Origin of the sequence: Streptomyces sp. NBC_00576, assembly GCF_036345175.1 — a bacterium.
Lineage (GTDB): Bacteria > Actinomycetota > Actinomycetes > Streptomycetales > Streptomycetaceae > Streptomyces.
On record NZ_CP107780.1, the window covers coordinates 8,823,371 to 8,846,156 of the forward strand.

Annotated in this window: 19 protein-coding genes; 10 read left to right on the forward strand and 9 right to left on the reverse strand. The window is 71.0% G+C overall.

Going from position 1 to position 22,786, the window contains the following annotated elements:
• The first annotated feature begins 54 nt into the window (after window positions 1-54).
• A complete protein-coding gene (gene der / locus OG734_RS38470) occupies window positions 55-1,527 on the forward strand; it encodes a ribosome biogenesis GTPase Der (protein ID WP_330292036.1) in 1,473 nt (490 codons plus the stop codon).
• A 76-nt stretch (window positions 1,528-1,603) separates the two neighbouring features.
• On the opposite strand, the gene OG734_RS38475 is transcribed toward der, so the two are convergent.
• Entirely contained in the window at window positions 1,604-2,077 is a 474-nt protein-coding gene (locus tag OG734_RS38475) for a hypothetical protein (RefSeq protein WP_330292037.1), read from the reverse strand.
• A 203-nt stretch (window positions 2,078-2,280) separates the two neighbouring features.
• On the reverse strand, window positions 2,281-3,054 hold the full coding sequence (locus OG734_RS38480; RefSeq protein ID WP_189151711.1) for a hypothetical protein: 774 nt from the start codon (window positions 3,052-3,054) through the stop codon (window positions 2,281-2,283).
• Window positions 3,055-3,594: 540 nt separating this feature from the next.
• Between OG734_RS38480 and OG734_RS38485 the strand changes: the two genes are divergently transcribed.
• Window positions 3,595-4,299, forward strand: a complete 705-nt coding sequence (locus tag OG734_RS38485; RefSeq protein WP_330292038.1) for a transglycosylase family protein — start codon at window positions 3,595-3,597, stop codon at window positions 4,297-4,299.
• Window positions 4,300-4,385: 86 nt separating this feature from the next.
• Here OG734_RS38485 and OG734_RS38490 read toward each other — a convergent pair whose 3' ends face one another.
• The 3 genes from OG734_RS38490 to OG734_RS38500 are packed head-to-tail and all read right to left on the reverse strand — an operon-like array spanning window position 4,386 to window position 8,167.
• Window positions 4,386-5,033 (reverse strand): ATP-binding cassette domain-containing protein, encoded by a 648-nt coding sequence (locus OG734_RS38490; RefSeq protein ID WP_330292039.1) that lies wholly within the window; start codon window positions 5,031-5,033, stop codon window positions 4,386-4,388.
• On the reverse strand, window positions 5,030-7,675 hold the full coding sequence (locus OG734_RS38495; protein WP_330292040.1) for an ABC transporter permease subunit: 2,646 nt from the start codon (window positions 7,673-7,675) through the stop codon (window positions 5,030-5,032). The genes OG734_RS38490 and OG734_RS38495 overlap by 4 nt, the downstream gene beginning before the upstream one ends.
• 3 nt (window positions 7,676-7,678) lie before the next feature.
• The gene (locus OG734_RS38500) at window positions 7,679-8,167 is read right to left on the reverse strand and encodes a hypothetical protein (protein ID WP_330292041.1); all 489 of its coding nucleotides are present in this window, start codon (window positions 8,165-8,167) and stop codon (window positions 7,679-7,681) included.
• A 134-nt stretch (window positions 8,168-8,301) separates the two neighbouring features.
• On the opposite strand from OG734_RS38500, the gene OG734_RS38505 reads away from it, so the two are divergent.
• The 4 genes from OG734_RS38505 to OG734_RS38520 all read left to right on the forward strand — a co-directional run bounded on the left by OG734_RS38505 (window position 8,302) and on the right by OG734_RS38520 (window position 11,803).
• Window positions 8,302-8,877, forward strand: a complete 576-nt coding sequence (locus tag OG734_RS38505) for a hypothetical protein (RefSeq protein ID WP_330292042.1) — start codon at window positions 8,302-8,304, stop codon at window positions 8,875-8,877.
• Window positions 8,852-10,147 (forward strand): ABC transporter substrate-binding protein, encoded by a 1,296-nt coding sequence (locus OG734_RS38510; RefSeq protein WP_330292043.1) that lies wholly within the window; start codon window positions 8,852-8,854, stop codon window positions 10,145-10,147. The genes OG734_RS38505 and OG734_RS38510 overlap by 26 nt, the downstream gene beginning before the upstream one ends.
• A gap of 46 nt (window positions 10,148-10,193) precedes the next feature.
• On the forward strand, window positions 10,194-11,192 hold the full coding sequence (locus OG734_RS38515) for a helix-turn-helix transcriptional regulator (RefSeq protein WP_443064991.1): 999 nt from the start codon (window positions 10,194-10,196) through the stop codon (window positions 11,190-11,192).
• 398 nt (window positions 11,193-11,590) lie between these two features.
• On the forward strand, window positions 11,591-11,803 hold the full coding sequence (locus OG734_RS38520; RefSeq protein WP_330292044.1) for an I78 family peptidase inhibitor: 213 nt from the start codon (window positions 11,591-11,593) through the stop codon (window positions 11,801-11,803).
• Window positions 11,804-11,857: 54 nt separating this feature from the next.
• On the opposite strand, the gene OG734_RS38525 is transcribed toward OG734_RS38520, so the two are convergent.
• Window positions 11,858-12,901 carry a phosphatase PAP2 family protein gene (locus tag OG734_RS38525; RefSeq protein ID WP_330292045.1) on the reverse strand — a complete coding sequence of 348 codons (1,044 nt, stop codon included), beginning with the start codon at window positions 12,899-12,901 and terminating at the stop codon, window positions 11,858-11,860.
• A gap of 223 nt (window positions 12,902-13,124) precedes the next feature.
• Window positions 13,125-14,333 carry a hypothetical protein gene (locus OG734_RS38530; protein WP_330292046.1) on the reverse strand — a complete coding sequence of 403 codons (1,209 nt, stop codon included), beginning with the start codon at window positions 14,331-14,333 and terminating at the stop codon, window positions 13,125-13,127.
• Between the two features lie 264 nt (window positions 14,334-14,597).
• On the opposite strand from OG734_RS38530, the gene OG734_RS38535 reads away from it, so the two are divergent.
• Window positions 14,598-16,208: an MFS transporter gene (locus tag OG734_RS38535; protein ID WP_330292047.1), complete on the forward strand. Its 1,611-nt coding sequence runs from the start codon at window positions 14,598-14,600 to the stop codon at window positions 16,206-16,208.
• 346 nt (window positions 16,209-16,554) lie between these two features.
• Window positions 16,555-17,751 (forward strand): acyl-CoA dehydrogenase family protein, encoded by a 1,197-nt coding sequence (locus OG734_RS38540; RefSeq protein ID WP_330292048.1) that lies wholly within the window; start codon window positions 16,555-16,557, stop codon window positions 17,749-17,751.
• A 38-nt stretch (window positions 17,752-17,789) separates the two neighbouring features.
• Here the strand turns inward: OG734_RS38540 and OG734_RS38545 are convergent, their stop codons facing one another.
• Together OG734_RS38545 and OG734_RS38550 are read right to left on the reverse strand one after the other, a co-directional pair.
• A complete protein-coding gene (locus OG734_RS38545) occupies window positions 17,790-18,233 on the reverse strand; it encodes a cell division protein SepF (protein ID WP_330292049.1) in 444 nt (147 codons plus the stop codon).
• A gap of 318 nt (window positions 18,234-18,551) precedes the next feature.
• Window positions 18,552-19,526, reverse strand: a complete 975-nt coding sequence (locus OG734_RS38550) for an ABC transporter substrate-binding protein (RefSeq protein WP_330292050.1) — start codon at window positions 19,524-19,526, stop codon at window positions 18,552-18,554.
• Window positions 19,527-20,019: 493 nt separating this feature from the next.
• Here OG734_RS38550 and OG734_RS38555 point away from each other — a divergent pair, with 493 nt between their 5' ends.
• Both OG734_RS38555 and OG734_RS38560 read left to right on the forward strand, forming a co-directional pair.
• Complete coding sequence (locus tag OG734_RS38555) at window positions 20,020-20,883, forward strand: amino acid ABC transporter permease (RefSeq protein WP_330292051.1); 864 nt, start codon at window positions 20,020-20,022, stop codon at window positions 20,881-20,883.
• A complete protein-coding gene (locus OG734_RS38560; protein ID WP_330292052.1) occupies window positions 20,880-22,763 on the forward strand; it encodes an FAD/NAD(P)-binding protein in 1,884 nt (627 codons plus the stop codon). The genes OG734_RS38555 and OG734_RS38560 overlap by 4 nt, the downstream gene beginning before the upstream one ends.
• Window positions 22,764-22,786 lie beyond the last annotated feature (23 nt).

Sequence of the window (22,786 nt, forward strand, 5' to 3'; positions counted from 1 at the left end):
CACCCGATAACGGGGGGTTCCACCGATCACCACGATGAACGAGGTACGGACTTCATGAACGACCACATTCCCTCCGGCGGCTCGGGAGAGCACGAGCACGGAGAGCTTGGCGATGCCGAGTACGCGGAGTTCATGGAGCTCGCCGCGGTAGAGGGCTTCGACGTCGAGGATGTCGAGGGCGCGATCGACGAGGCGGGGCATGGGCCGCTGCCCGTTCTCGCCGTCGTGGGGCGGCCGAACGTCGGCAAGTCGACGCTCGTCAACCGCATCATCGGGCGCCGCGAGGCCGTCGTCGAGGACAAGCCCGGCGTCACCCGCGACCGCGTCACCTACGAGGCCGAATGGGCCGGGCGGCGCTTCAAGATCGTCGACACCGGCGGCTGGGAGCAGGACGTCCTCGGTATCGACGCCTCCGTGGCCGCGCAGGCCGAGTACGCGATCGAGGCGTCCGACGCGGTCGTCTTCGTCGTCGACGCCAAGGTCGGCGCGACCGACACCGACGAGGCGGTCGTCCGGCTGCTGCGCAAGGCCGGCAAGCCCGTCGTGCTGTGCGCCAACAAGGTCGACGGGCCGAGCGGCGAGGCCGACGCCACGTCCCTGTGGGCCCTCGGGCTCGGCGAGCCGCACCCCGTCTCCTCGCTGCACGGCCGCGGCACCGGCGACATGCTGGACGCCGTCCTGGAGGCGCTGCCCGAGGCACCCGCGCAGACCTTCGGCGCCGGGGTCGGCGGCCCGCGCCGCATCGCCCTCATCGGCCGCCCGAACGTCGGCAAGTCCTCGCTGCTGAACAAGGTGGCGGGCCAGGAGCGCGTCGTCGTCAACGAGATCGCGGGCACCACCCGTGACCCGGTCGACGAGCTCATCGAACTCGGCGGTGTCACCTGGAAGTTCATCGACACGGCGGGCATCCGCAAGCGCGTCCACCTCCAGCAGGGTGCCGACTACTACGCCTCGCTGCGTACGGCCGCCGCCGTGGAGAAGGCCGAGGTCGCCGTCATCCTGATCGACGGCTCCGAGAACATCTCCATCCAGGACCAGCGGATCGTCACCATGGCCGTCGACGCGGGCCGTGCGATCGTCCTCGCGTACAACAAGTGGGACACGCTCGACGAGGAGCGCCGCTACTACCTGGAGCGGGAGATCGAGACCGAGCTCGCCCAGGTGGCGTGGGCGCCCCGCGTCAACGTCTCGGCGCGCACCGGCCGGCACATGGAGAAGCTGGTCCCCGCGATCGAGGCCGCCCTCGCGGGCTGGGAGACCCGGGTTCCCACGGGCCGACTGAACGCCTTCCTCGGTGAACTGGTCGCCGCCCATCCGCACCCGGTCCGGGGCGGCAAGCAGCCGCGCATCCTGTTCGGCACGCAGGCGGGCACCAAGCCGCCGCGGTTCGTGCTCTTCGCCTCCGGCTTCATCGAGGCCGGTTACCGCCGTTTCGTGGAGCGCCGACTGCGCGAGGAGTTCGGCTTCGACGGCACGCCGATCCACATCTCGGTGCGGGTGCGCGAGAAGCGAGGCCGGAAGAAGTAGTGGTATGTAGCAGTACCTGCACGTGACTGAGGGCGGCTCCGGATGGGAGCCGCCCTCAGTCACGTGCAGGTACTGCTCACAGGTCCCGGCGCGGGCCCGGTGGCAACGCCGCCGGGATGTGGGTCATCCCGGTGTAGTGCTGTCGTCCGCCCGTCGGCCATACGGCGGTCGGGGTCGGAGTCGGGGTCGCGGACTGCCCCTGTTGCGCGTCGAGTTGGCCGACCCGCTGCCACACGGACTGCTGTCCGCCGCCCTGGCTGCCGTTGCGCGCACTCAACGCCCCCGCGCTGTAGGCGCTGTACGAGCCCGAGGTCGAGCCGAACGAGCCGCTGTACGGGGCGAGGCCGTTCGGATTGGCCCCGAACGCCGCGAAGTCCAGCTCCTCCTCGCCGCTGCGGTCGCCCGGCAGCGAGCGGAAGGACTTGCCGTACTCGGCGTACAGCGCGTCGTAGATCGGCGTGACCGATGGGCCGCTGGAGTAGTCCTGGGTCGACCGCGCGGACGGGATCGACTGGTAGGACTGGCGGCGGGGGACGTCGTAGGTGTGCACATACGTCCAAACGACCCCGCTGCCCAACGGATGCGGCCGGTACCCGGACTTTGCAGGGCGCGCGAAGCGCCCCTGCAGGGGCGCGGGGCTGAGACATTTGCGGCTCCGCCGCGTGGCGACCAGCCACACTCAACCGGTAGTCGCCAACAAGCCGAAGCACCCCCGGTCTACAGCGCTCCCGTATCCGCCGGCGGCAACAGCGCTCAGGTACCCGCCAGGGGCAACGCGCTGGCGACCAGCTTCCCGATCCCCGCCGCCTTGTCCAGCGCGTCCCGCAGCAGGTCCTCGCGGGGCTGGCGGCCGATCGAGCCGACCGGTGCCGCGAACATCAGCACCTGCTGGTGCTTGTTGGCGGCGGCGCGCCAGCTCTCGGTGACCTGGAGCGGCTGGTGCGCCTGCCACCAGGCCACCGCGGAGCCGCCGTTCGGGCCCGGCTGGAGTACGGCGTGCAGCTGGCCCGCCGCGAGCAGCACCGACCAGCCGTGCAGCACGGGCGGCACCTCCGTCAGCTCGGTCAGCGGCATGAAGCCCTGCTCGATGAGGAGCGGCAGGAAGTCGTCCCCGGCGCCGGTCGCGCCGGGGCGGACGATCGGGGCGGTCGGTTCGACGACCAGGGCGGGGTGCAACTCGCCCTCGATCAGGACCAGTCCGCTGGTGACCCCCAGTACGGCCTGCTCGGGTGCGGCCATCGGGGCCTCCTCGTCGGCGTTGATGGAGCGGACCGCGCCCTGGAGCTGCTCCTCGGTGACCTGGACGACCTGCGACGGCAGGCAGCCCGCGTGGGCGAAGGCGAGGACGGCGGTCTCGTCCCCGATGAAGAGGACGGTGCTGGTGCGCTCCTGGGCGGAGTCGCCCGGCGTGCGACAGGACGTGCAGTCGTAACTGCCCGGGGCGTTGTCGCCGGCGAGCAGCCGGTCGGCTTCTTCGTCGCCGATCTCGGCGCGGACCTCGTCGCTGACATCGAGCATGCGCGGCACGGGTGGCTCCCTCGGGATGCGGTGCGTGGCGGGGCCGGGTCGCCCCCGGCCGGTGAACCCGGACAGCCCAGGCTCATGAAGATGACAACGGGCGATCTGTGGCAGGGGTCACGCTGCATGGCGAACGGAATCGAACCATCCTGCGCGGACTGTCACCCTGGGTGCGGAATTGGGCACTCCATGTCAAGTAACAGACAGGTTACGGAAGTTGGTTTGGTGAACTGACTCACAGTTTGTCCGAGTAGCTGGTTGATAAATCAGGAAATGCGCGAATTAAGTGGGTGTCCGGAATTCGCCGCTACCTACGGTAACTATTAACTGGCCTGGGGCAACAGGGAGTTGGTTGATATCACCTCGTCAGGGTCCATAGATTCCTCCGCCGTGTGCACCTAGCACCGCTTGGGTACGTCCGCCGGTCGCGCAGAACCAGACACCGCGCAGCACCACCGCCGACGGACGGGGCGGAGCGTGCCGACCGCGTTCACTTGCGGCCGACGCGCCCCGGTCAGGGGGAGCCCGGGTCTGTGGAGAGGGATCTACATGTCCGAATGTGCCGATAGTTACACCCGCAAGACGCGCAAGACGGCGGTCCTCGCCGGGGCAGCACTGCTCGCCCCTCTCGGACTGCTGGCCGCGACCGGCAACGCCGCGGCAGCGGACAGCGGGGTGTGGGACCGCATCGCCCAGTGCGAGAGCGGCGGAAACTGGCACATCAACACCGGCAACGGCTACTACGGAGGGCTCCAGTTCTCCGCCGGCACCTGGCGCGCCTACGGCGGCACGGCCTACGCGGCCACCGCCGACGGGGCCAGCAGGTCCCAGCAGATCGCCGTCGCCACCAAGGTCCAGGGCGCCCAGGGCTGGGGCGCGTGGCCGACCTGTTCGGCGCGTGCCGGGGCCGGCGGGAGCGCTCCCGCCGTATCGGGCTCCGACGCGGGCTCCGGTTCGGCCACCACCAAGTCGACGAAGAAGTCGACCAAGCCGTCCACCGAGCGGTCGGCCAACAATGCGAGCGGTTCCGGTGAGTCCGCCGCCTCCAAGGCTCCGTCGAAGGCACCGGAGCGTTCGCCGGCCCACACGGGCCGCAGCTCGTCCCGCGGCGACTACACCGTCCGCGCGGGCGACACCCTGAGCGGCATCGCCGCCCGGTACACGACCACCTGGCAGCACCTCTACGCCGCCAACAAGGCTGTCATCGGCGACAGTCCCGACCTGATCATGCCGGGACAGAGGCTCGACTTCTGAGCCGCTCCCCCGCGTCGGGTAGGTGCCCCACCCGGTCCTCGGACCGGGTGGGGCACCGGCGTCCTACGCGGTCGTCCGGCCGTCGGTCATCCCGAGGGGCCGGCCAGTTCGGCCGCCTCCCCGCTGAACACGACAGTGCCCCGGCGGAGTTCGTACACGAGAGCGCGGCGGCCGTGCAGAACGGGCGGCAGCCGCTGCTCGGCGACGATCACGCAGGCGTCCAGCGCGCTCAGCAGTTCGTACGTGCGGGCCGCGACCGTCGGTGACATGCCCTGCGCGGGTTCGTCGACGAGCACCACGCGCGCGTGTGCCAGCAGGGCGCGGGAGAGCGCGAGCATGCGCTGCTCGCCGCCGGAGAGGGTGCCCGCGCGGCGTGACAGCAGGGGCTTCAGCGGCGGGTAGGCGTCGAGCGCGGGGGCGGCGTCGCGTGCCGCAAGCTCCAGGTTCTCCCGGACGGTCAGCGACCCGAACACGGCCTGCCGCTCCGGGACCAGGCACAGACCACGCCGGGCACGTTCGTACGCGGGCACCCGGGTCACGTCGGCCCCGTCCCACACCACCGCGCCCCCGGACAGCGGTACCGCTCCGGCGAGGGCGCGCAGCACGGTCGTACGGCCGGAGCCGTTGCGGCCCAGCAGGACGGTGATGCCCGGACCGGGGGCGGTGAGGGAGACGCCGTGCAGGGCCTCCAACGGGCCGTACCGCACGCGCGCGTGCCGCAGGGAGAGGGTCATCGGCCCACCGCTCCTTCCAGGGCGTCGAGGACCTGGCGGGGCGGTCCGGACGCGACGATCCGGCCCGCTGTCAGGACGTGGACCTCGTCGGCCAGGTCGGCGACCAGGTCGAGGTCGTGCTCGACGACCAGCAGGGCGGTCCCGTCGGCGGCGAGGGCCCGCAGCGCGCGGGTCAGCGCGGTGACTTCGGCGGTGTCGAGACCGGCGGCGGGTTCGTCGAGGAGCAGGACGCGCGGGCCTCCGGCGAGTGCGCGGGCCAGCTCGACGCGGCGCAGGGTGCCCGTCGGCAGGCCGGCCGCGGGCAGCACCCGCACCGCTCCGTCGAGCCCCAGGAGCCGCAACGCCCGCTCCGCCGCCCCCGGATCGGATACATCGGATACACGGCCCTGTTCGGCGCCCACGCGGACGTTCTCGGCCACGGTCAATGACGGGAAGACGGCCAGTTGCTGGAAGGTCCGCGCGACACCGAGCCGGGTACGGGCGTGGGCGGCGAGCCGCGTGATGTCCCGGGCCCCGAAAAGCACCTTCCCGCGCGTGGGACGCACGGTTCCGGCGAGACAGTGGAACAGGGTGCTCTTCCCGGCCCCGTTGGGCCCGACGACCGCGGTGACCCGGCCCGGCCGGACGTCGAGATCCACCCCGTCGAGCGCGACGAAGCCGCCGTAGCGGACGTGGAGGCCACGGGCGCGCAGGAGCGGGGCGGGGGAGGGTGCGCCCCTGGGAGGGGCGGTCCAGGGAAGTGGTGGGGGAGGTGGCGGGCGAGGTGGGACGGCGGCCGGTCGCGCGCCGTCGCCCAGCAGCCGCCCCCGAACAGCGGCCCCCAGCGGCGTCAGCCGCGCCCCCTGTCCCGGCCGCAGCCGTCTCGTCGCCGTGCGCAGCGCCTCGTACGGGCCGCCCGGGAACCGGCCCACCGCAACCGCCAGGACGCCGATCAGGGCCGCCGCCACGCCACCCCGCGCCCCCGCGTCCAGCCCCACCAGCAGTGCCGCCGCCGTCAGCGCGCCCAGGGTGCTGTCGGCGCCCAGGACCACCACCGCGGCGAACCACAGCAGCCCGCGTACGGGGTCGAACGCGCCGGGGTCGAAGGCACGCAGGCCCATCGTGAGCAGGGCGCCGCCCAGGGCGGCCAGGGCGGCGCCCGCGACGAAGGCCAGCAGCTTCAGGGACGGGATCCGCACTCCCGCCGCCGACGCGCCCGATTCGTGGTCCCGCATCGCGGCCAGGGCCCGGCCCGTACGGCCCGTGCGCAGAAACCGCGTCGCCAGCAACGCGCCTGCCAGCAGGGCCAGTTCCAGGACGTAGTAGGCGCGGTCGCCCTCGAAGCCCGCGGGACGGTTCACGGTCAGGCCCGAGGTGGCGTACGGCTGGGCGAGGACGAAGCGGCTCACCCCGACGCCCACCGCGAACGTGGCCAGTGCCAGCGCCAGACCGTGGCGGCGGATCGCCGGCCAGCCCGTCAGCAGGCCCAGGGGAGCCACCAGGAGCACCGCCAGTGCCAGTGCGGCCAGTTCCGGCAGGCGGGGCAGACCGGGGAAGCGGCCGGCCGCCAGCAGGGCCGTGAAGAGGGCGCCCAGACCCGCGTACGCCGCCTGGCCCAGCGAGATCTGGCCGCCCCGGCCGGTCACCACCACCAGGGACAGCAGCACCACGCCCAGCGCCGGCACCTGTACCGCCGTATGCAGGTCCGATCCCGCGAAGCCCAGCGGGAGCAGGAACAGCACGGCCGCCACGATCCACGCGCCCGGCGGGGTCGGTACGCGGGCCGTCGCGGTGCGCGGCAATGCGTCGCGCGTGCCGATGCCGGGGAGCACCAGCGCCGCGACCAGCAGCGCGACCACGAAGAGGTTGGTGCCGACGGACTGGAGCAACGGCTGCGCCCAGCCCGCCGGGTGCAGGCGGGTCAACTGGCTCTGGGTGACCCCGACACCCAGGGCGACCAGCACCGCCACCGGGAGGCTGCGCATCCGGGCCACCACGGCGACGGCGACCACCTCCATCACCAGCAGCGGCATGCCGTACGGGTCCAGCCGCACGTACGGAGCCAGCAGCACGCCCGTCAGGCCCGCGGTGAACGAGCCGAACGCCCAGCCGGCCGTGGCCACCCGGTCCGCGTCGATGCCGTTCAGCACCGCGAGCCGCCGGTCGTCGACCACCGCCCGCAGCTCCCGCCCGAACCGCGTCCACCGGGTGACCGCGCCCACGGCCGCCGCCAGGACCAGCGCCACCGCCAGCTGCCCCCACGGGTCCGCCGACACCAGTTCCGGCGCGTCCGCCCGTGCCCCCGGCCCCCACAGCAGCGCCGCCCCGCCCACCAGCAGTACGAACACGCCGATCGACGCGACCAGGGTCCGCGCCGGATCGTCGCCCAGGACGGCGAGCGGCCGGAACACGAACCGCTCAAGGGCCACGCCGACGGCCGGAGCCAGCACGAGCAGTGTCACCGGCGCGCCCAGCCACAGCGGCCAGCCCCACTCGACCGTGCACTGCCGCAGCGCGTACGCGCACACCATCGCGATCGCGCCGTGCGCGAAGTTCAGCACGCCGGTCGCGCGGTGGGTGACGATCAGACCGATCCCGGTGAGCGCCGCCGCGCTGCCGATCGAGAGACCCGCGAGGGTGAGGTCGTACGTCAGGGAGGACATCGGTCAGTCGTCCGCCGCGTCCGGCTCGCAGATCGGGCAGGGGGCCAGTTCGCCGGTCGCCAGGAGCTTGCCGTCCACCGGCACCGCCTCCGGCTTCCCGGTGACCAGCGGGCAGTCCGCGCGATGCCAGAGGGTGCCGCCCGGCACCATCAGCAGACGGCCGCTGACGGCCACGGGAGCGGTCACCGGCTCTGTGGCGGCCTCTGAGGGCTCGGCGGCCACCAGGAGGCCGTACAGCTCCTCCACGCGGGCTGCGGCGAGCGCCTCGCGGCCGTGGGCGAGGAGGACGGCGCCCGCGATGATCAGCGCCGCGCCGGGGACCGTGCAGGACGCGAGGTAGGGCAGCTGCCGCTCGGCGAACCGTTCGCCCGAGACGCCGTACCAGCCGAGCACGCACAGCACAGCGCCCGCCGCCAGCGCTGCCCAGCCCGTCCAGAGGACGGGATGTACGGTCCGCAGTCGAGCCGATCGAGCTGACCGAGCTGTCTGCATTCTTGGCTCCCACACGTCGTGTGTCCTGGCTGTGTCCGTCCAAGCCGGCCAATGGCTTGCACTATGCCTGCTGTCGGTCGACCCTGAAAGCTCCGGGCACCCATGGCCCGGACCGACACCCGGTGGTGAGCCAGATGGTTCTCGGGAGCGACCTCAGGCGGGGGAACGCACGGCGGGGTACGGCGATCACGGCCGCCCTGCTGCTCTTCCTCGGCCCGGCCCTCGCGGCCTGCAGCGACGACGACGGCGGTGACGGCGACGCGAGACGGCCCACTCCTTCGGCCTCCGCGGGAACGACACAGACCGCACAACCGACGGAAACGTCCGCCGAGCCCAGCGGCGACGGGCCGGCCGACCCCGTCGCGGCCGAGAAGGAGATCCGGCAGAACTGGGTGAAGTTCTTCGACCCGGCCGTCTCCCTCAAGGACAAGCAGGCCGTCCTGGAGAACGGCGACAAACTGGGACTGCTGCTCCAGGCGTTCAGCGGCGACCAGCGGGGCGGACAGGTCGAGGCGAAGGTCGCCGACGTCGAGTTCACCTCGCCGACCGCCGCGAGCGTGAACTACGCGCTCATCCTTGAAGGCGCCACGGCCCTGCCCGACGCGTCCGGCACCGCCGTCGAACAGGACGGCACCTGGAAGGTCTCCCTCAACACGCTCTGCGCGCTGGTCGGGCTGAGCGGCAATGCGTCGGCGGCTCCGGGCTGTTGAGTCGGCCGCCCTGGGGCTGCTGCTCCTGCTGAGCGCGGCCTGCGGCAGCCGTCTCCCGGAGAGCGACTTCGAGCACCGCGGTAGCCCGCCGACACCGTCGGCCGGTACGACGCCCATCCGCGTCGGCATCATCACCAGCGCGACCAGCCCGGTCGGCGCCGCCGCCTTCACCGGCCCGCGCGACGGCGCCAAGGCGTGGTTCGAGCGGCTCAACGCGCGCGGGGGCATCGCCGGCCGCCCGGTCGAGGTCCGGGAGTGCGACGACGGTGGCAGCGGTGTCGGGAACAACGAGTGCGTCCACCGGTTGATCATCGAGGACAAGGTTGTCGCGCTGGTCGCCACCACCGCCCTCGACTACGCGGGCGCCTCCCGCGTCTCCCACGCGCGCGTGCCCGACATCGGCGGCCAGCCCATCGGCGCCGCCTACGACACCTACCCGCACCTGTACGGCATCTACGGCAGCCTCGCGCCCCGGAACGGCACCCCGGGCTGGGACGGTCAGCTGTACGGGGGCACCGAGGTCTACCGGTACTTCGCGCGCGAGCACGGCGCCCGCACGGCCGCCGTCGTCTCGTACAACCAGGCCGCCTCGGCCGCGTACGCCCGGCTGGTCACCCGGGGTCTGGAGGCCGAGGGCTATCACGTGGTCACCGAGGAGGTCGATTTCGCGCTGCCCAACTTCCGCGCGGCGGCGGCCGACCTGAAGCAACAGGGCGCCGACCTCGTCTTCGACGCCCTCGACACGCATGGCAACGCCCAACTGTGCGAGGCACTGGACAAGGTGGGCGCCGAGATCACCGCCAAGGTCACGAACGTACAGAACTGGACCTCCACCGTCCCCGAGGACTACAAGGACTCCCCGCGGTGCCGCAACGCCCTGTGGGCGACCGGGTCGAGCCGCAACCACGAGGACACGGACCAGGCGGCCGTACGGGAGTTCCGGGAGGCCACCGAGAAGCTCGGCACGCACTCGCAGTGGCAGTTGGAGGGGTGGGCGGCGGCCAGGTGGTTCACGGAGGCCGCCCGGGCCTGCGCGGAAGCCGGAACGGGCGTCACGCGCGTGTGTGTCGACGACTTCATGAACCGCAGCGACGGGTACACGGCGGGCGGTCTGCTGATTCCGGTGCGCTTCGAGCGGCTGAGCGAGCCGCCCAGGACGCGCCGGACGTGTCTGTCGGTGGCCCGGTGGCAGGACGGCAGGGGCTGGGTCTCGCAAGGGGACATGAACACCAACTGCTTCGACGTACCGCAGTTGGCATACCGGCCCTGACCGTTGAGGACAGCCGCTGTCCGCGACCGCTGGCAGACTCGGGCCCATGTTGGAGACCTCGGCACGGCTGCTGCGCCTGCTCTCGCTGCTCCAGGCCCACCGCGAATGGTCCGGCCCCGACTTGGCCGACCGCCTCGGGGTGACGCCGCGTACTGTCCGCCGGGACGTGGACCGGCTGCGCGAGCTGGGCTATCCCGTGGACGCCAGTCCGGGCACCGGTGGCGGCTACCGGCTCGGCGCCGGGGCCGAGCTGCCGCCGCTGCTGCTGGACGACGACGAGGCGGTCGCCGTGGCCGTCGGGCTGCGGACCGCCGCCGGACAGGGCATCGAAGGCATCGGCGAGACCTCCGTACGAGCGCTGGCCAAGCTCGAACAGGTGCTGCCCGACCGGCTCCGCCGCCGGGTCGGGGCCCTGAACGCCTTCACCGTGCCGATGCTGCGCGGGCCGCAGCCCTCCGCCGTCGACCCGGCCGTCCTCACCGAACTCGCGCACCTCTGCCGGGACACGGAGCGACTGCGCTTCGAGTACCGGGGACACGAGGGGGTGGTGTCCCGCCGTACGGTCGAACCGCACCGCCTGGTGTGCACCGAGCGGCGCTGGTACCTGGTCGCCTGGGACGTCGACCGCGCCGACTGGCGTACGTTCCGCGTGGACCGCATCACGCCGAAGCCGCCGCACGGACCGCGCTTCGCCCCTCGTACGCCCCCTGCCGAAGATCTCGCCGCCTACGTCTCCAAAGGTGTCTCCACGCGCGCGTACGCCTCGCACGCCGTCGTCCGGCTGCTGGTGCCCCTCGCGGAGGCCGCCGAGCGGATCTCGCCCTCCGCCGGGACGCTGGAGCCGGACGGTGAAGGGGCATGTCTGCTGCGCACCGGGGCCGCGAGCCTTGACGTGATGGTCATCCACATCATGCTGATGGGCTTCGAGTTCGAGGTGCTGGAGCCCGCCGAGCTTGTCGACGTGATCAGGACTTCTCGGGACCGGCTGTCCCGTGCGGTGGAGAGATCGCCGCATACCGAGGGCGGTTCAGGGGCGACATCATGAAGATGCGATGCGGGGGTTATGTGTAGAAGTCATGGGTGTTTTATGTGTTCTGTCGCCGGGATGGTGTGGAGACGCGTGGCATAAGCACGTATGGCGTGTGTAAGAAACACGTAAGACGCCGCGGTGGGGGCGTGCGGCGCAATTTGCCATCCGTGGGTTGCCCGTCCGGCCTTCTTGGCCGGGGTTTATCGGAGGCCCGTCGAGAGATGGCGAATTACGTTCGAATGGCTGAGGGAAGGATGGGTGACCACCCTTGCGTATCCCGTCTCCGGGATGATTATCGCTCGGGCCGAGTGTCGTGATCTTGTGACAGAAGCGTGACCGGAGACGTACCAAGGGATGCGTGGTGTCGGGGTCCGGGCTTCCGTGGTTGCCGGTGGGCGCCTACCGTGACAGGCATGGCACCGAATCCCAGGCCCGAAGAACCCCAGGACAATCCAGTCACGTATGTCGGCCTCGACTCCGCGCGCGCCGAGCGGCTCGCCAGGGAACGCGGCTGGACCGCGGTGCGGTCGTTGGCGCCCGGGACGATCATCACCATGGAGTACCGGTCGGGGCGGCTCAACTTCGAGGTCGCCGACGGCACCGTGACGCGCTGCTGGAAGGGCTGAAGCCGGTCCGGCGCGCCTCCCGCGGCTCAGCCGCTGCCGGTCAGCCGCTGCCGGTCAGCCGTTGCCGGGCAGGGGGCGGGTCGAGGGGGTACCGGTGGCACGTGGGGCACGGTCCGCGTGCGGTGGGCGGCGGCTGCCGACCGGGGTGACCGGGGTGCGCTCCGAGCGGCTCGCGTGCGTTGCGTGCGGACCCGGGGCCAGGTGGGCGGGGTGCGAGGGCGTCCGGGACGAGCGGGCCGCCGGAGTGGTGTTCTCGCGGGCCACGGCCTCTTCCTCCGCGGTCGCGTGCGGCCCCAGCAGCGCCGGAGTACCGACCCTGGCCGGTGCGGGCGCTGCGCTGGGCCCACGGGCGCGCCTGCGGTCGCGCAGATCCAGCAGCCAGGTCTCGGCGCGGGTGATCAGCGGCTCGCACCACGGCAGCGCCAGCAGGACCAGCAGGCCCGCGACCCAGCCCAGGACGACATCGCTCAGCCAGTGCGTACCCAGATAGACCGTGGTGAGGCCGACGCCGAGCGACATCAGCGCCGAACCGGCGGACAGCAGGCGCCTGGTCCACGGGGTCGAGGCCAGATAGGCCAGGATGCCCCAGGTCACCACGGCGTTCGCGGTGTGACCGCTGGGGAATATATCCCCGCCCATGCCCATCTCGTTCGAGCCGATGGTGGTCGCGTAGTGCGGTCCGAGGCGGCCCATGCTGATCTTGGCGGCACCTACGGTGATGTTGAGCAGCAGCAGTGCCGCGCCGAACACGAGCAGCGGGCGCAGGGTGTGCTGGCGCCAGGCGCGCCAGCCCAGCCAGGCCGAGATCATCACGGCGGTGGGGCCGCGCTGGCCGAGCACCACGTAGTAGTCGAGGAACGCGTGGACCTCCGGCCACTGCTGGTAGGGCCGGAAGAACATGACCTGCCAGTCGAGCCGGACCAGCCATGAGGTGATCACTACGGCCCACACGGTGGCGAGGTAGAAGGCCAGGGTCGCGACAAGGAGCACGATCCTGTGCCGGCTCATCTTCGGCACGTCGAGGGTCGGCCGTCCCGGTTCCCGGTCCAGCCTCGCGAACACCCGGTCCAGACGGGCGAGGTTTCGTTCGGTACGCACGTAATCGACGTTACAGCGAGTGAGCTCAGGTCTCCGCCCAATCCGCGGCTTTGTAATGACGATGTGATGTGGGATTGCTCTCAGGGTGATGTTTAATTTCCCGGAATCCCTATTCGGCGTGCGGTTCTTCCCTCCATTTCCATTGATCATGCGGCAGCACTGTTTTATGGCCCTTTCGAATTGGTTCACCGGCCCGTTGTCCGGAATTCGCCCGGCGGTCGTTTCAGGGCGGACCGGAGCCGTTCAGCCAGAACGCCCCGTACACCGCCGAGGCCACCGCGACCACGCCCGTCACCAGCACCGATCTGGGCGTACGCAGCCGGGCCAGGGCCAGGGCGAGCGGCAGCAGGAGAGGGAAGGCGGGCAGCAACAGGCGTGGTTTCGAGCCGAAGTAGCTCGACGCGCACAGGGCGAGCAGGGTGACGACCCCCGCGTACACCAGCAGCGGCAGCGGCTGGCGCTGCCGTACACAGGTGACGTACAGCCAGATCAGCAGGCCCACGCCGACGATGAGCCCGATCCCGGCCAGTGCCGAAGGGAACGACGTGAACTTGTCGGCGACGAAGCGGGCGAAGGCGGCGCCGCCGTCGAAGCCGTTGCGCCAGCCGGCCTGGACGTCCAGGTAGCCCAGGGGGCCCTTGCCGGTGCGGTGGCCGACCCACAGGACGTAGCCGGCGGCGCCGAGCGGCGCGATCAGCATGCCGAGGGCGCGCCGCCAGGCGGGGGCGCCGTGCGAGTCGGGCGCGCTTCGGTCTTGTACGAACGAGGTACTGGACAAAGTGCTGAACGAGGTACTGAACGAGGCGATGGCCGTCACCCACACCGCCGCCACCACCGCGAGTCCCACCGGGCGGGTCAGGCCGGCCAGCAGGGCCAGGTTGCCCGCCGTCAGCCAGCGGCCGGTGAGGACCGCGTACAGGGACCAGGCGGCCAGGGCCGTGAACAGTGACTCGCTGTATGCCATCGACTGGACGATCCCGACGGGCAGCACCGCCCACAGCACTACGGCGCAGACGCCCGCCCGGCGGCCGTAGACGTGATCCGCCACCGCGAACACACCCCACGCGGCGGCCAGGGAGGACAGCGCGCTCACCGTGAAGCCCGCGTCGGCGTACGACATCGGGGTCACCGATGCCAGGAGCCGCTCCAGCCAGGGCAGCAGTGGGAAGAAGGCGAGGTTCGAGTGCACGTCGCCGTTGGGGAGGCGCACCTCATAGCCGTAGCCGAGCTCGGCGATCCGCGTGTACCAGAGCGAATCCCAGCGGGCGGTCAGCAACTTGTAGGCGCTCTTGTCCCGCGCGGCGCTCCACAGGGCCAGCGTGAGCAGGCCCAGCACACGGACGGCCAGGTACCCGAGGAGGGCCGGTGCGGCTCGGCGGAGCGTGGGAAACGCGGGGAGCGTGGGGAGCGGGCGGGTTCCGAGGTCGGTCACCGGTCGATTATCGAGGGTGTACGAAATACGGGCGGGCGTGCGGAAGCGGGCGGCCCGCCTGGTGCGTGGTGCACGCCACACGGGTTACTTGGAAGGGTGAGAGGTCCGCCACGTTTCGCCGCTGCGAACTCGCGTACGCTGTCGGACCACTCGCTTTTCGCCGCGCGGACCGAGGACACCGCTCCTCCTCAGTCGAAGCCGAGGCCCCCGGGGAGTCCCCACCCCGCGGACCGCCGAACGCGAGGGAATCTTGGAGGTACGTACATGTCCGGGACGACCACGGCTGCCGCCGCGCTGCGCCGCCGGGCCTCCGGGGCGAGTGCCAACCGCTGGGTCGTCCTCCTCGTCCTCTGTACGAGCCTGCTGCTCGTCGCGGTCGACGCGACCGTGCTGCATGTGGCGGTGCCCGCCGTCAGCGAGGACCTCCGGCCCGGTGCGATAGAGCTGCTCTGGATCGTCGACATATATCCGCTGGTCTGTGCCTCGCTGCTGATCCTGTTCGGCACGCTGGGCGACCGGGTCGGCCGCAGACGGGTCCTGCTCATCGGGTACGGGCTCTTCGGCGTCGCCTCCGGTATGGCCGCCCTCGCCGACAGTGCCCAGCTGTTGATCCTGGCGCGGGCGCTGCTGGGCGTCGGCGGCGCGATGATCATGCCCGCGACGCTCTCGATCCTGCGCCAGGTCTTTCCCGACCGGCGCGAGCGGGCGCTGGCGATCGGTGTCTGGAGCGCGGTGGCCGCGGTGGGCGCGGCGGTCGGACCGCTGCTCGGCGGCTTTCTGCTGGAGCACTTCTGGTGGGGTTCGGTCTTCCTCGTCAACATCCCCCTGATGCTGGTCAGCCTCCCGATCGGCCGGCTGCTGCTGCCCGAGTCGCGCGGTGAGCGGAGCGACGGCCCGTGGGACGTGGTCGGCGCGCTGACGGCGGCGGGCGGGCTGTTCGGTGTCGTGCTGGGCGTGAAGCGGCTGGGCGGCGGGGAAGGGGCCGGGAACCTCCTGACGGTCGTGCCGCTGGTGGTGGGCGCGATGCTGCTGGTTCTTTTTGTGCGGCGGCAGCGGCGGCGTACGCATCCGCTGGTGGACCTGCGGATGTTCGCGCGGCCGGCGTTCAGTACATCCGTGGGGTGCATCGTGCTGGCGATGCTTGCGCTGGTCGGACTCGAGCTGATCGCGGCGCAGTATCTGCAGCTGGTGCTGAAGCTTTCGCCGTTGGAGACGGGGCTACGACTGCTGCCGCTGACGGTCGCGGCGATGGCGGCCGGCCTGGCGGGGGCGCGGCTGCTGCGGAGGTTCGGGCCGCGGACGATGGTGTGCGCCGGGTTCTGCCTCACGGCGGCGGCGGTCGTGCTGCTGACGGCGATGGGCGGGCAGGACAACGCGGGGTTGATGCTGTCCGGGTTCGTACTGCTGGGCTTCGGCCTGGAGACGACGCTCTTCGGGGCGTACGAGTCGATGCTGAGCGAGGCTCCGGCGGCGCAGGCGGGCGGGGCGGCGGCGATCGGCGAGACGTCGTACCAGTTGGGCGCGGGGATCGGGATCGCGCTCCTGGGAAGCGTGATGAACGCGGCGTACGCGCCGGGGGTGGGGTCGGTGCCGGGGGTTCCGGCGTCGGCGTCGGCTGCGGCGGGGCATTCGCTGGGCGAGGCGTACGAGGTTGCCGGGCGGCTCGGGGGGTCGCCCGGAGTTGCCCTGCGGGCGGCGGCTCGGGACGCGTTTGTGCACGGGCTGCATGTGACGTTGCTGGTGAGCGCGGGGTTGTTGGTGCTGGGGGCGGTGATGGCGTTGCGGTTGCCGCGGGTGATGCAGTGTGGCGGCGCCGCTGAGCCGGCTGCGGTGCCTGGTCCCCGGGAGGTCGCGGGGTCCCGTGTCTCGGTGTGAACGTCGTGTTCTCCCACCCGCGCACCACCCCGTGACGGTCACTTGAGGGGTGGGCGTCCCCTGTGGAGGTGCGGGGCGGCTGGTGGGTGGGACGCGTGGGTGCGGGTGGGGATGCTGCCTTGGGTGGGGTGGGCCCTTTTCTTGGGCGGGGGCGAACCGTTGTCTGTCTGGCGCCGATGTGCGCGTACCCCCGCGGGAGGCGTTCACCGTTCGCCCCGCGAGCGGCGTCGGCCTGTCGACGGGGCCGCACGGGCGGGTTGGGCGAACGTCGGCTGGACGTACGGCACGCTCCGCCGTACCGTCAACGCGTCACTAGCGGTGCTAGTTTAAGTTGCCGGAGGCTCCTGTGGCCGAGTTCGCGAAGCTGCCCCCTTTCGACCCCGCCGACCCGCTCGGCCTCGACGACCAGTTGGACGCGGAGGACCTGGCGATCAGGGACACCGTGCGGACCTGGGCGGCGGATCGCGTGCTGCCGTATGTCGCCGGGTGGTTCGAGGAGGGGGAGCTGCCGGACATCAGGGGGCTCGCCCGTGAACTGGGCGGCATCGGCGCCCTCGGGATGTCCCTCACGGGGTACGGGTGCGCCGGGGCGTCCGCCGTGCAGTACGGCCTCGCCTGCCTGGAGCTGGAGGCCGCCGACTCCGGAATCCGCTCCCTCGTCTCCGTACAGGGCTCGCTCGCCATGTACGCCATCCACGCCTTCGGCAGCGAGGAGCAGAAGCAGCACTGGCTGCCGGACATGGCCTCCGGCGACGTCATCGGCTGCTTCGGGCTGACCGAGCCCGACCACGGCTCCGACCCCGCCGGCATGCGTACGTACGCCAAGCGCGACGGCGCAAACGGCGACTGGGTCCTCAACGGCCGCAAGATGTGGATCACCAACGGGTCCGTCGCCGGCGTGGCCGTCGTATGGGCGCAGACCGACGACGGCATCCGCGGGTTCGTCGTGCCCACCGACACCCCCGGGTTCTCCGCGCCCGAGATCAAGCACAAGTGGTCGCTGCGCGCCTCCGTCACCAGCGAGCTGGTACTCGACGACGTGCGGTTGCCCGCAGACGCCGTACTGCCTGACGTCACCGGACTTCGCGGACCCCTCAGCTGTCTCTCCCATGCCCGCTACGGGATCGTCTGGGGTGCCATGGGCGCGGCCCGGTCCTGTTTCGAGGCCGCTGTCGACTACGCGAAGACGCGCGAGCAGTTCGGGCGGCCCATCGGGGGGTTCCAGCTCACCCAGGCCAAGCTCGCCGACATGGCGGTCGAGCTGCACAAGGGGATTCTGCTCGCCCACCATCTGGGGCGGCGCATGGACGCCGGCCGCCTGCGTCCCGAGCAGGTCAGCTTCGGCAAGCTCAACAACGTACGAGAGGCCATCGACATCTGCCGTACGGCCCGGACGATCCTCGGCGCCAACGGGATCTCGCTCGAATACCCCGTGATGCGGCACGCGGCGAACCTCGAGTCGGTGCTCACGTACGAAGGCACCGTCGAGATGCACCAGCTGGTGCTGGGCAAGGCGCTCACCGGACTTGACGCCTTCCGCTGACCTGAACAACGGACGGCGGGGCCGGTGAGCGGCCTTGCTCAGCTCTGGTTGAAGAAACCGTCCGCGCGGTGCGGCTGGGCCTCCCCGCTGACGATCTCGGTGTCGGCGGGGGTCAGCAGGAACACGCGGTTGGACACCCGCTCGATGGAGCCGCGCAGGCCGAAGATCAGGCCTGCCGCGAAGTCGACGACGCGCTTGGCGTCGGCGGCCTCCATGGCGGTGAGGTTCATGATGACCGGAACGCCGTCCCGGAAGAGCTCGCCGATGGCGCGGGCGTCCCGGAAGCTGTCCGGGGTGACCGTGCCGATCCGGCGGCCCTTCTCCTCGGCCACCTCGCCGGCGACCTTGACCCGGGGGTCCGTGACCCAGGAATCCCCGGGCTGCTCGGTCCCCTCGGAGTAGTCGTCGTCGTAGTAACGCTCGTCATCGTTGTTGTCGTCGACGAGGCCAAGCCAGGCACTCGCCTTGCGTACCGATCCCATGGACGCCTCCTCTCACAGCGGTCTCTCATGCTTTCCGCATCCCTATCGTCATCCATGATGCGGATGGCGCGCCAAGTGAATAGACGCCGTGCGGGGGTTTCGTGACGGTACTGGTGCACAACCATTTCGTCGAGAGGCCCTGCGCCGCAAGGGTCTTGCTGTGTCCGGCTGCTGACTGAGAGTGAAATATGATTCTTCGTGGCGTATGGGTGAGCGTTGGGACGTATGGGTGAATGGGCGGCCTGCCCGCTTTCCTGACGGGTGCTCAGGCGCGGTCGGTGGAGGTCCAGTCGCCCTGGAGGGGTGACTGACGGCGAGTCAGTCCTTGATCTCCGGCGGCGAGATCTGCGATTTCGCGATCGCCGAGCCCGTCGTACCCCACTTCCTGAGAATCCCGTCGTACGTCCCGTCGGCGATGAGCCTGTTCACCGCGGCCTGGAAAGCGGGGGCCAGTTTCGTGCCCTTTTTGAAGGCGAAGCCGACGTCCAGGCGGTGGAACTCGTTCAGGAACTTCACACCCTGCTGCTGGGCGACCGCATAACGCAGGCCGTTGATCGTCGACATCACGATGTCGCTGCGGCCCTGCTGGAGCGAGGACCAGATGGCGCCCTGTTCGCTGTAGGTCTGCACTTTGTACGTCTTCTTGCCTGCGTCCGAGCAAACGTGCGCGTTCTCCTCCAGCGTCGCCTCGAAGGTCGTCCCCGCGCCGGTCGCCACGTTCAGGCCGCACAACTGGGCAAGGTCCGTGATCTTCGTCAGCTTGCTGTCCCGGCGCGTGGCGAAGCCCTGGCCGTCGTTGATGTAGGTGACGAAGTCGATCGTCTTGCGGCGCTCGTCCGTGACGCCGAAGTTGCTCGCCCCGAAGTCGTACTTGCCGCTGTCGAGCGCAGGCAGGATCGCCTCGAAACCGGCGGCCTCTCGCTTCAACTTGATGCCGAGCACCTTGGCGACGGCGTCCGCGAAGTCGACATCCTGGCCGGCCAGTGTCTTTCCGTCCTCCAGGTACGAGGTGCCCGGCGGCGAGCCGCCGACACTGATGGCGACAGTGAGCGAGTTCGTGCCGGACGGCAGCAGCGCGGCCGCGGCCGGGTCCTTCGCGATGGGCGAGACGACGTCCTCGGTAGGGATCGCACCGATCTTGACGGCGGCCTGGGCGGTGCCACCGCCGTTCGCGGCGTCCGAACCCGAGCCGCACGCGGTGAGCAGCAGCGCTGCCGATGTGATCAGGGTGAAGGGGATGAACTGCCGATTACGGGCGCGCGTGGGCATGGCCGTACGCAAGCTGTCGCTCATGCTGGGCGGTCTCCTGGGAACAGGCGGAGAGAAAGGATCCGACGAAGGATTGGACGAAGGATCCGGCTAAGGAAACAGGGCCACGCGAGGGGAGGGGTGTGCGCGAGTGTGAAGGCGCGGACGAGGCGTGAAATGTGCGGGAGAACGCGAAAAGGCGCCCGGACTAGCGGGCGCGCAGGGGGTCAGCTCAACAGGAGGAGGACCACACTCGACCGAGGTCGATGTGGGAGCGTTTGACCAGCCACTGCTGTGGATGCATGGGGCAAGTGGAACAGGCATTCGGTGTCGCGTCAACTGACATGAGACGAACCGCCCACAGTTCGGACAGCCTTGACAGTGACGGGAAACGTCCCCGTACAGTCGGTGAACGGCTTTGCTGAGGGGCTCGGCCGTACTGTGCGCCATGGACGGCCGTATCGCGTCCGGCGACACCCGTGCGACACCCGTGTGAAGGCACCACCGTGTTCGACCTGACGCGTCACGGAGCCTTCGCATGTCCTCAGACACCCTGGCCAAGTCGGCCCCTCCGGCAGACCCGGAACAATCGCTCGGCGCGGCGCTCCCGATCGTCGTCCGGCGCCGTCGGCACGGCCAGTGGAGCGCCGCCGTCGTCGTCCTCGTTCTGCTCGGGCTCGCCGTCAACTCCGTTGTCCGCAACCGGGCGTTCCAGTGGGACGTCGTCGGCGACTACTTCACCTCGACCGCCGTACTGCGCGGCCTGTGGCTCACCCTCTGGCTGACCGCCGTCGTCATGGCGCTCGGCTTCGCACTCGGCACCCTGCTCGCCGCAGGCCGGCTCTCCACGAACCCCGTTCTGAGAAGCGTCAGTTGGGGATACGTGTGGCTGTTCCGGTCGATCCCGATCCTGGTGCAGCTGCTGCTCTGGTTCAACATCGGCGCGTTGTACCCGCAGGTCCTCGGAGTCAGAACCGTCGATCTGCTCGGCCCGGTCACCGTCGCCATCATCGGGCTGACGCTGCACGAGGCCGCGTACGCCGCCGAGGTCGTCCGGGGCGGCATCCTCTCCGTCGACCGGGGGCAGATCGAGGCCGCGCAGGCGCTCGGGCTGAGCCGCCTGCGGCGCTGGCGGCGGATCGTGCTGCCGCAGGCGATGCGTTCCATCGTGCCGCCCGCCGGGAACATGCTGATCGGCACACTCAAGGGCACGTCCATCGTCAGCGTCATCGCCGTACAGGACCTGCTCTACTCGGTGCAGCTCGTCTACCACCGGACCTATCAGGTCATCCCGCTGCTGATGGTGGCCACCGTCTGGTACGTCGTCGTCACGTCGGTGCTCAGCGCCGGTCAGTACTACGTGGAGCGCCACTACGCGCGCGGTTCGGAGCGTGCGCGATGAGGCCAGTGCTCGTCATCGTGGGCGCCGGTCCGCGGGGGACCGGTCTCCTGGAGCGGATCGCCGCCAACGCGCCCGAGCTGTACGGGGATTCGGGCCTCGACATCCATCTCGTCGACCCCTATCCGCCGGGCGCCGGCCGGATCTGGCGCCAGGAGCAGTCCCCGCTGCTGTGGATGAACTCGCAGGCCCAGGACGCCACCATGTTCACCGACGAGACGGTGGCCATGGCGGGCCCGGTGCGTCCGGGACCCACGCTGCACGAGTGGGCGGACATCGACGGCCGCGTCTTCTCGGACCGCCAGCGCCTCGGCGCCTATCTGAACTGGGTGTACGAGGAGGCGGTGGCCGCCCTGCCGCCCGGCATTCGTGTCCAGCACCACGCCGGGCGAGCCCTGCGGGTCGGCGGGCCGCGCGAGGGGCGCCAGCAGGTGTGGCTGGAAGGGCGCGCCCGGCCGCTGCTCGCCGACCTCGTCGTACTGACGCTCGGGCACCTGGACGCCGAACTCGACGACGAGCAACACGAGTTGGCCGCATACGCGCAGGCCAACGGGCTGGTCCATCTGCCGCCCGACTTCACCGCCGACAGTGACCTGTCCGCGCTGCGGCCCGGTGAACCCGTCCTTGTGCGCGGTTTCGGGCTTGCCTTCGTCGACCTCATGGTGCTCCTTACCGAGGGGCGCGGCGGGAGTTATGAGGGCGATCCCGAGGACCCCGAGGGAGAGTTGACCTACCTGGCGTCCGGGCAGGAGCCCGTGCTGTACGTCGGTTCGCGGCGCGGGGTGCCGTACCACTCGAAGATCGGCTACGACTGGACCGGTGAACGGCCGCCCCTGCCACGGTTCTTCGGGCCCGCCGAGGTGGACGCCCTGCTCGCGCGTCCGGACGGCTTCGACTTCCGACGGGACGTATGGCCGCTGGTGGAGAAGGAGTTGGGGTTCGCGCACTACCACCGGCTGTTCACCGTCCACCCGGAGCGCACCAGCGGTGCCTGGACGGACTTCGAGGAGAAGTACGCCGGTGCGGACCGGGCGGAGCGTGAGGTGCTGGTCGCCTCGACGGTGCCCGATCCGGCCGATCGGCTCGACCTCGATGCCCTCGACCGGCCGCTGGAGGGGGTGCGGTATCCGTCGCACGAAGCGCTTCAGGAGGGGCTGCGGCAGTACATCCGGGACGATCTGACGCGGCATCACGATCCCTCGTACAGCCCGGACCTGGCGGTCTTTCTCGGGCTGCTCTCCGTCTACGGGCAGTTGGTGCGGCTCGGTGACATCGGGTCCTGGTGGCACGGATTCTTCAGCTATCTGGCCTCCGGGCCGCCCGGACCCCGGCTGCGGCAGATGCTCGCGCTGTCCCGGGCCGGCCTCCTCAACTTCCTTGGCGCCGACACGACTGTCGCTGCCGAGGACGGGATCTTCCGGGCGCGCGGCGCCAGTGTGCCCGGTGCCTCGGTGGAGGCCCGCGCGCTCGTCGAGGCGCGGCTGCCGGAACCCACTCTGGAGCGCGCCCGAGACACCCTGCTGCGCGAGCTGTACGACGAGGGGACCGGTGTGACCCCCGCGGGGCTGCTCGCCGTGGACCCCGGTGACGGGCGGCTCCTGGACCGGGACGGGCGGCCGCATCCACGGCGCTTCGCGCTCGGGCCGCACACCGAGGCACGGGGCTCCGGCGCGTTCACCAGGCCGCGCACCGGGGGGCCCGCCTTCCGGCAGAACGACGCGACCGCGCGCGCCGCGCTGGCTTTTCTGCGGGCGCTGGACGTTGGCGAGCGCGGCGACGATCGCGATGCCGGGCGCGATACCGGACCGGGGACCGAACGCGGTGTCGAACCGGTCGTCGACCGCGGTGTCGAACGGGTCGCCGATCGCGACGCCGCGGCATGAAGCCTCCTTTATCGCGCGGGTGC

Excerpts from the sequence above, each read along its gene's own strand:
- OG734_RS38520 (WP_330292044.1), top strand. The coding sequence starts at position 11,591 with ATGGCACCGAATCCCAGGCCCGAAGAACCCCAGGACAATCCAGTCACG.
- OG734_RS38555 (WP_330292051.1), top strand. The coding sequence starts at position 20,020 with ATGTCCTCAGACACCCTGGCCAAGTCGGCCCCTCCGGCAGACCCGGAA.
- OG734_RS38560 (WP_330292052.1), top strand. The coding sequence starts at position 20,880 with ATGAGGCCAGTGCTCGTCATCGTGGGCGCCGGTCCGCGGGGGACCGGT.
- OG734_RS38545 (WP_330292049.1), bottom strand. The coding sequence starts at position 18,233 with ATGGGATCGGTACGCAAGGCGAGTGCCTGGCTTGGCCTCGTCGACGAC.
- OG734_RS38490 (WP_330292039.1), bottom strand. The coding sequence starts at position 5,033 with ATGACCCTCTCCCTGCGGCACGCGCGCGTGCGGTACGGCCCGTTGGAG.
- OG734_RS38550 (WP_330292050.1), bottom strand. The coding sequence starts at position 19,526 with ATGAGCGACAGCTTGCGTACGGCCATGCCCACGCGCGCCCGTAATCGG.
- OG734_RS38515 (WP_443064991.1), top strand. The coding sequence starts at position 10,194 with ATGTTGGAGACCTCGGCACGGCTGCTGCGCCTGCTCTCGCTGCTCCAG.
- OG734_RS38485 (WP_330292038.1), top strand. The coding sequence starts at position 3,595 with ATGTCCGAATGTGCCGATAGTTACACCCGCAAGACGCGCAAGACGGCG.
- der (WP_330292036.1), top strand. The coding sequence starts at position 55 with ATGAACGACCACATTCCCTCCGGCGGCTCGGGAGAGCACGAGCACGGA.
- OG734_RS38535 (WP_330292047.1), top strand. The coding sequence starts at position 14,598 with ATGTCCGGGACGACCACGGCTGCCGCCGCGCTGCGCCGCCGGGCCTCC.
- OG734_RS38495 (WP_330292040.1), bottom strand. The coding sequence starts at position 7,675 with ATGTCCTCCCTGACGTACGACCTCACCCTCGCGGGTCTCTCGATCGGC.
- OG734_RS38510 (WP_330292043.1), top strand. The coding sequence starts at position 8,852 with ATGCGTCGGCGGCTCCGGGCTGTTGAGTCGGCCGCCCTGGGGCTGCTG.
- OG734_RS38500 (WP_330292041.1), bottom strand. The coding sequence starts at position 8,167 with ATGCAGACAGCTCGGTCAGCTCGATCGGCTCGACTGCGGACCGTACAT.
- OG734_RS38505 (WP_330292042.1), top strand. The coding sequence starts at position 8,302 with ATGGTTCTCGGGAGCGACCTCAGGCGGGGGAACGCACGGCGGGGTACG.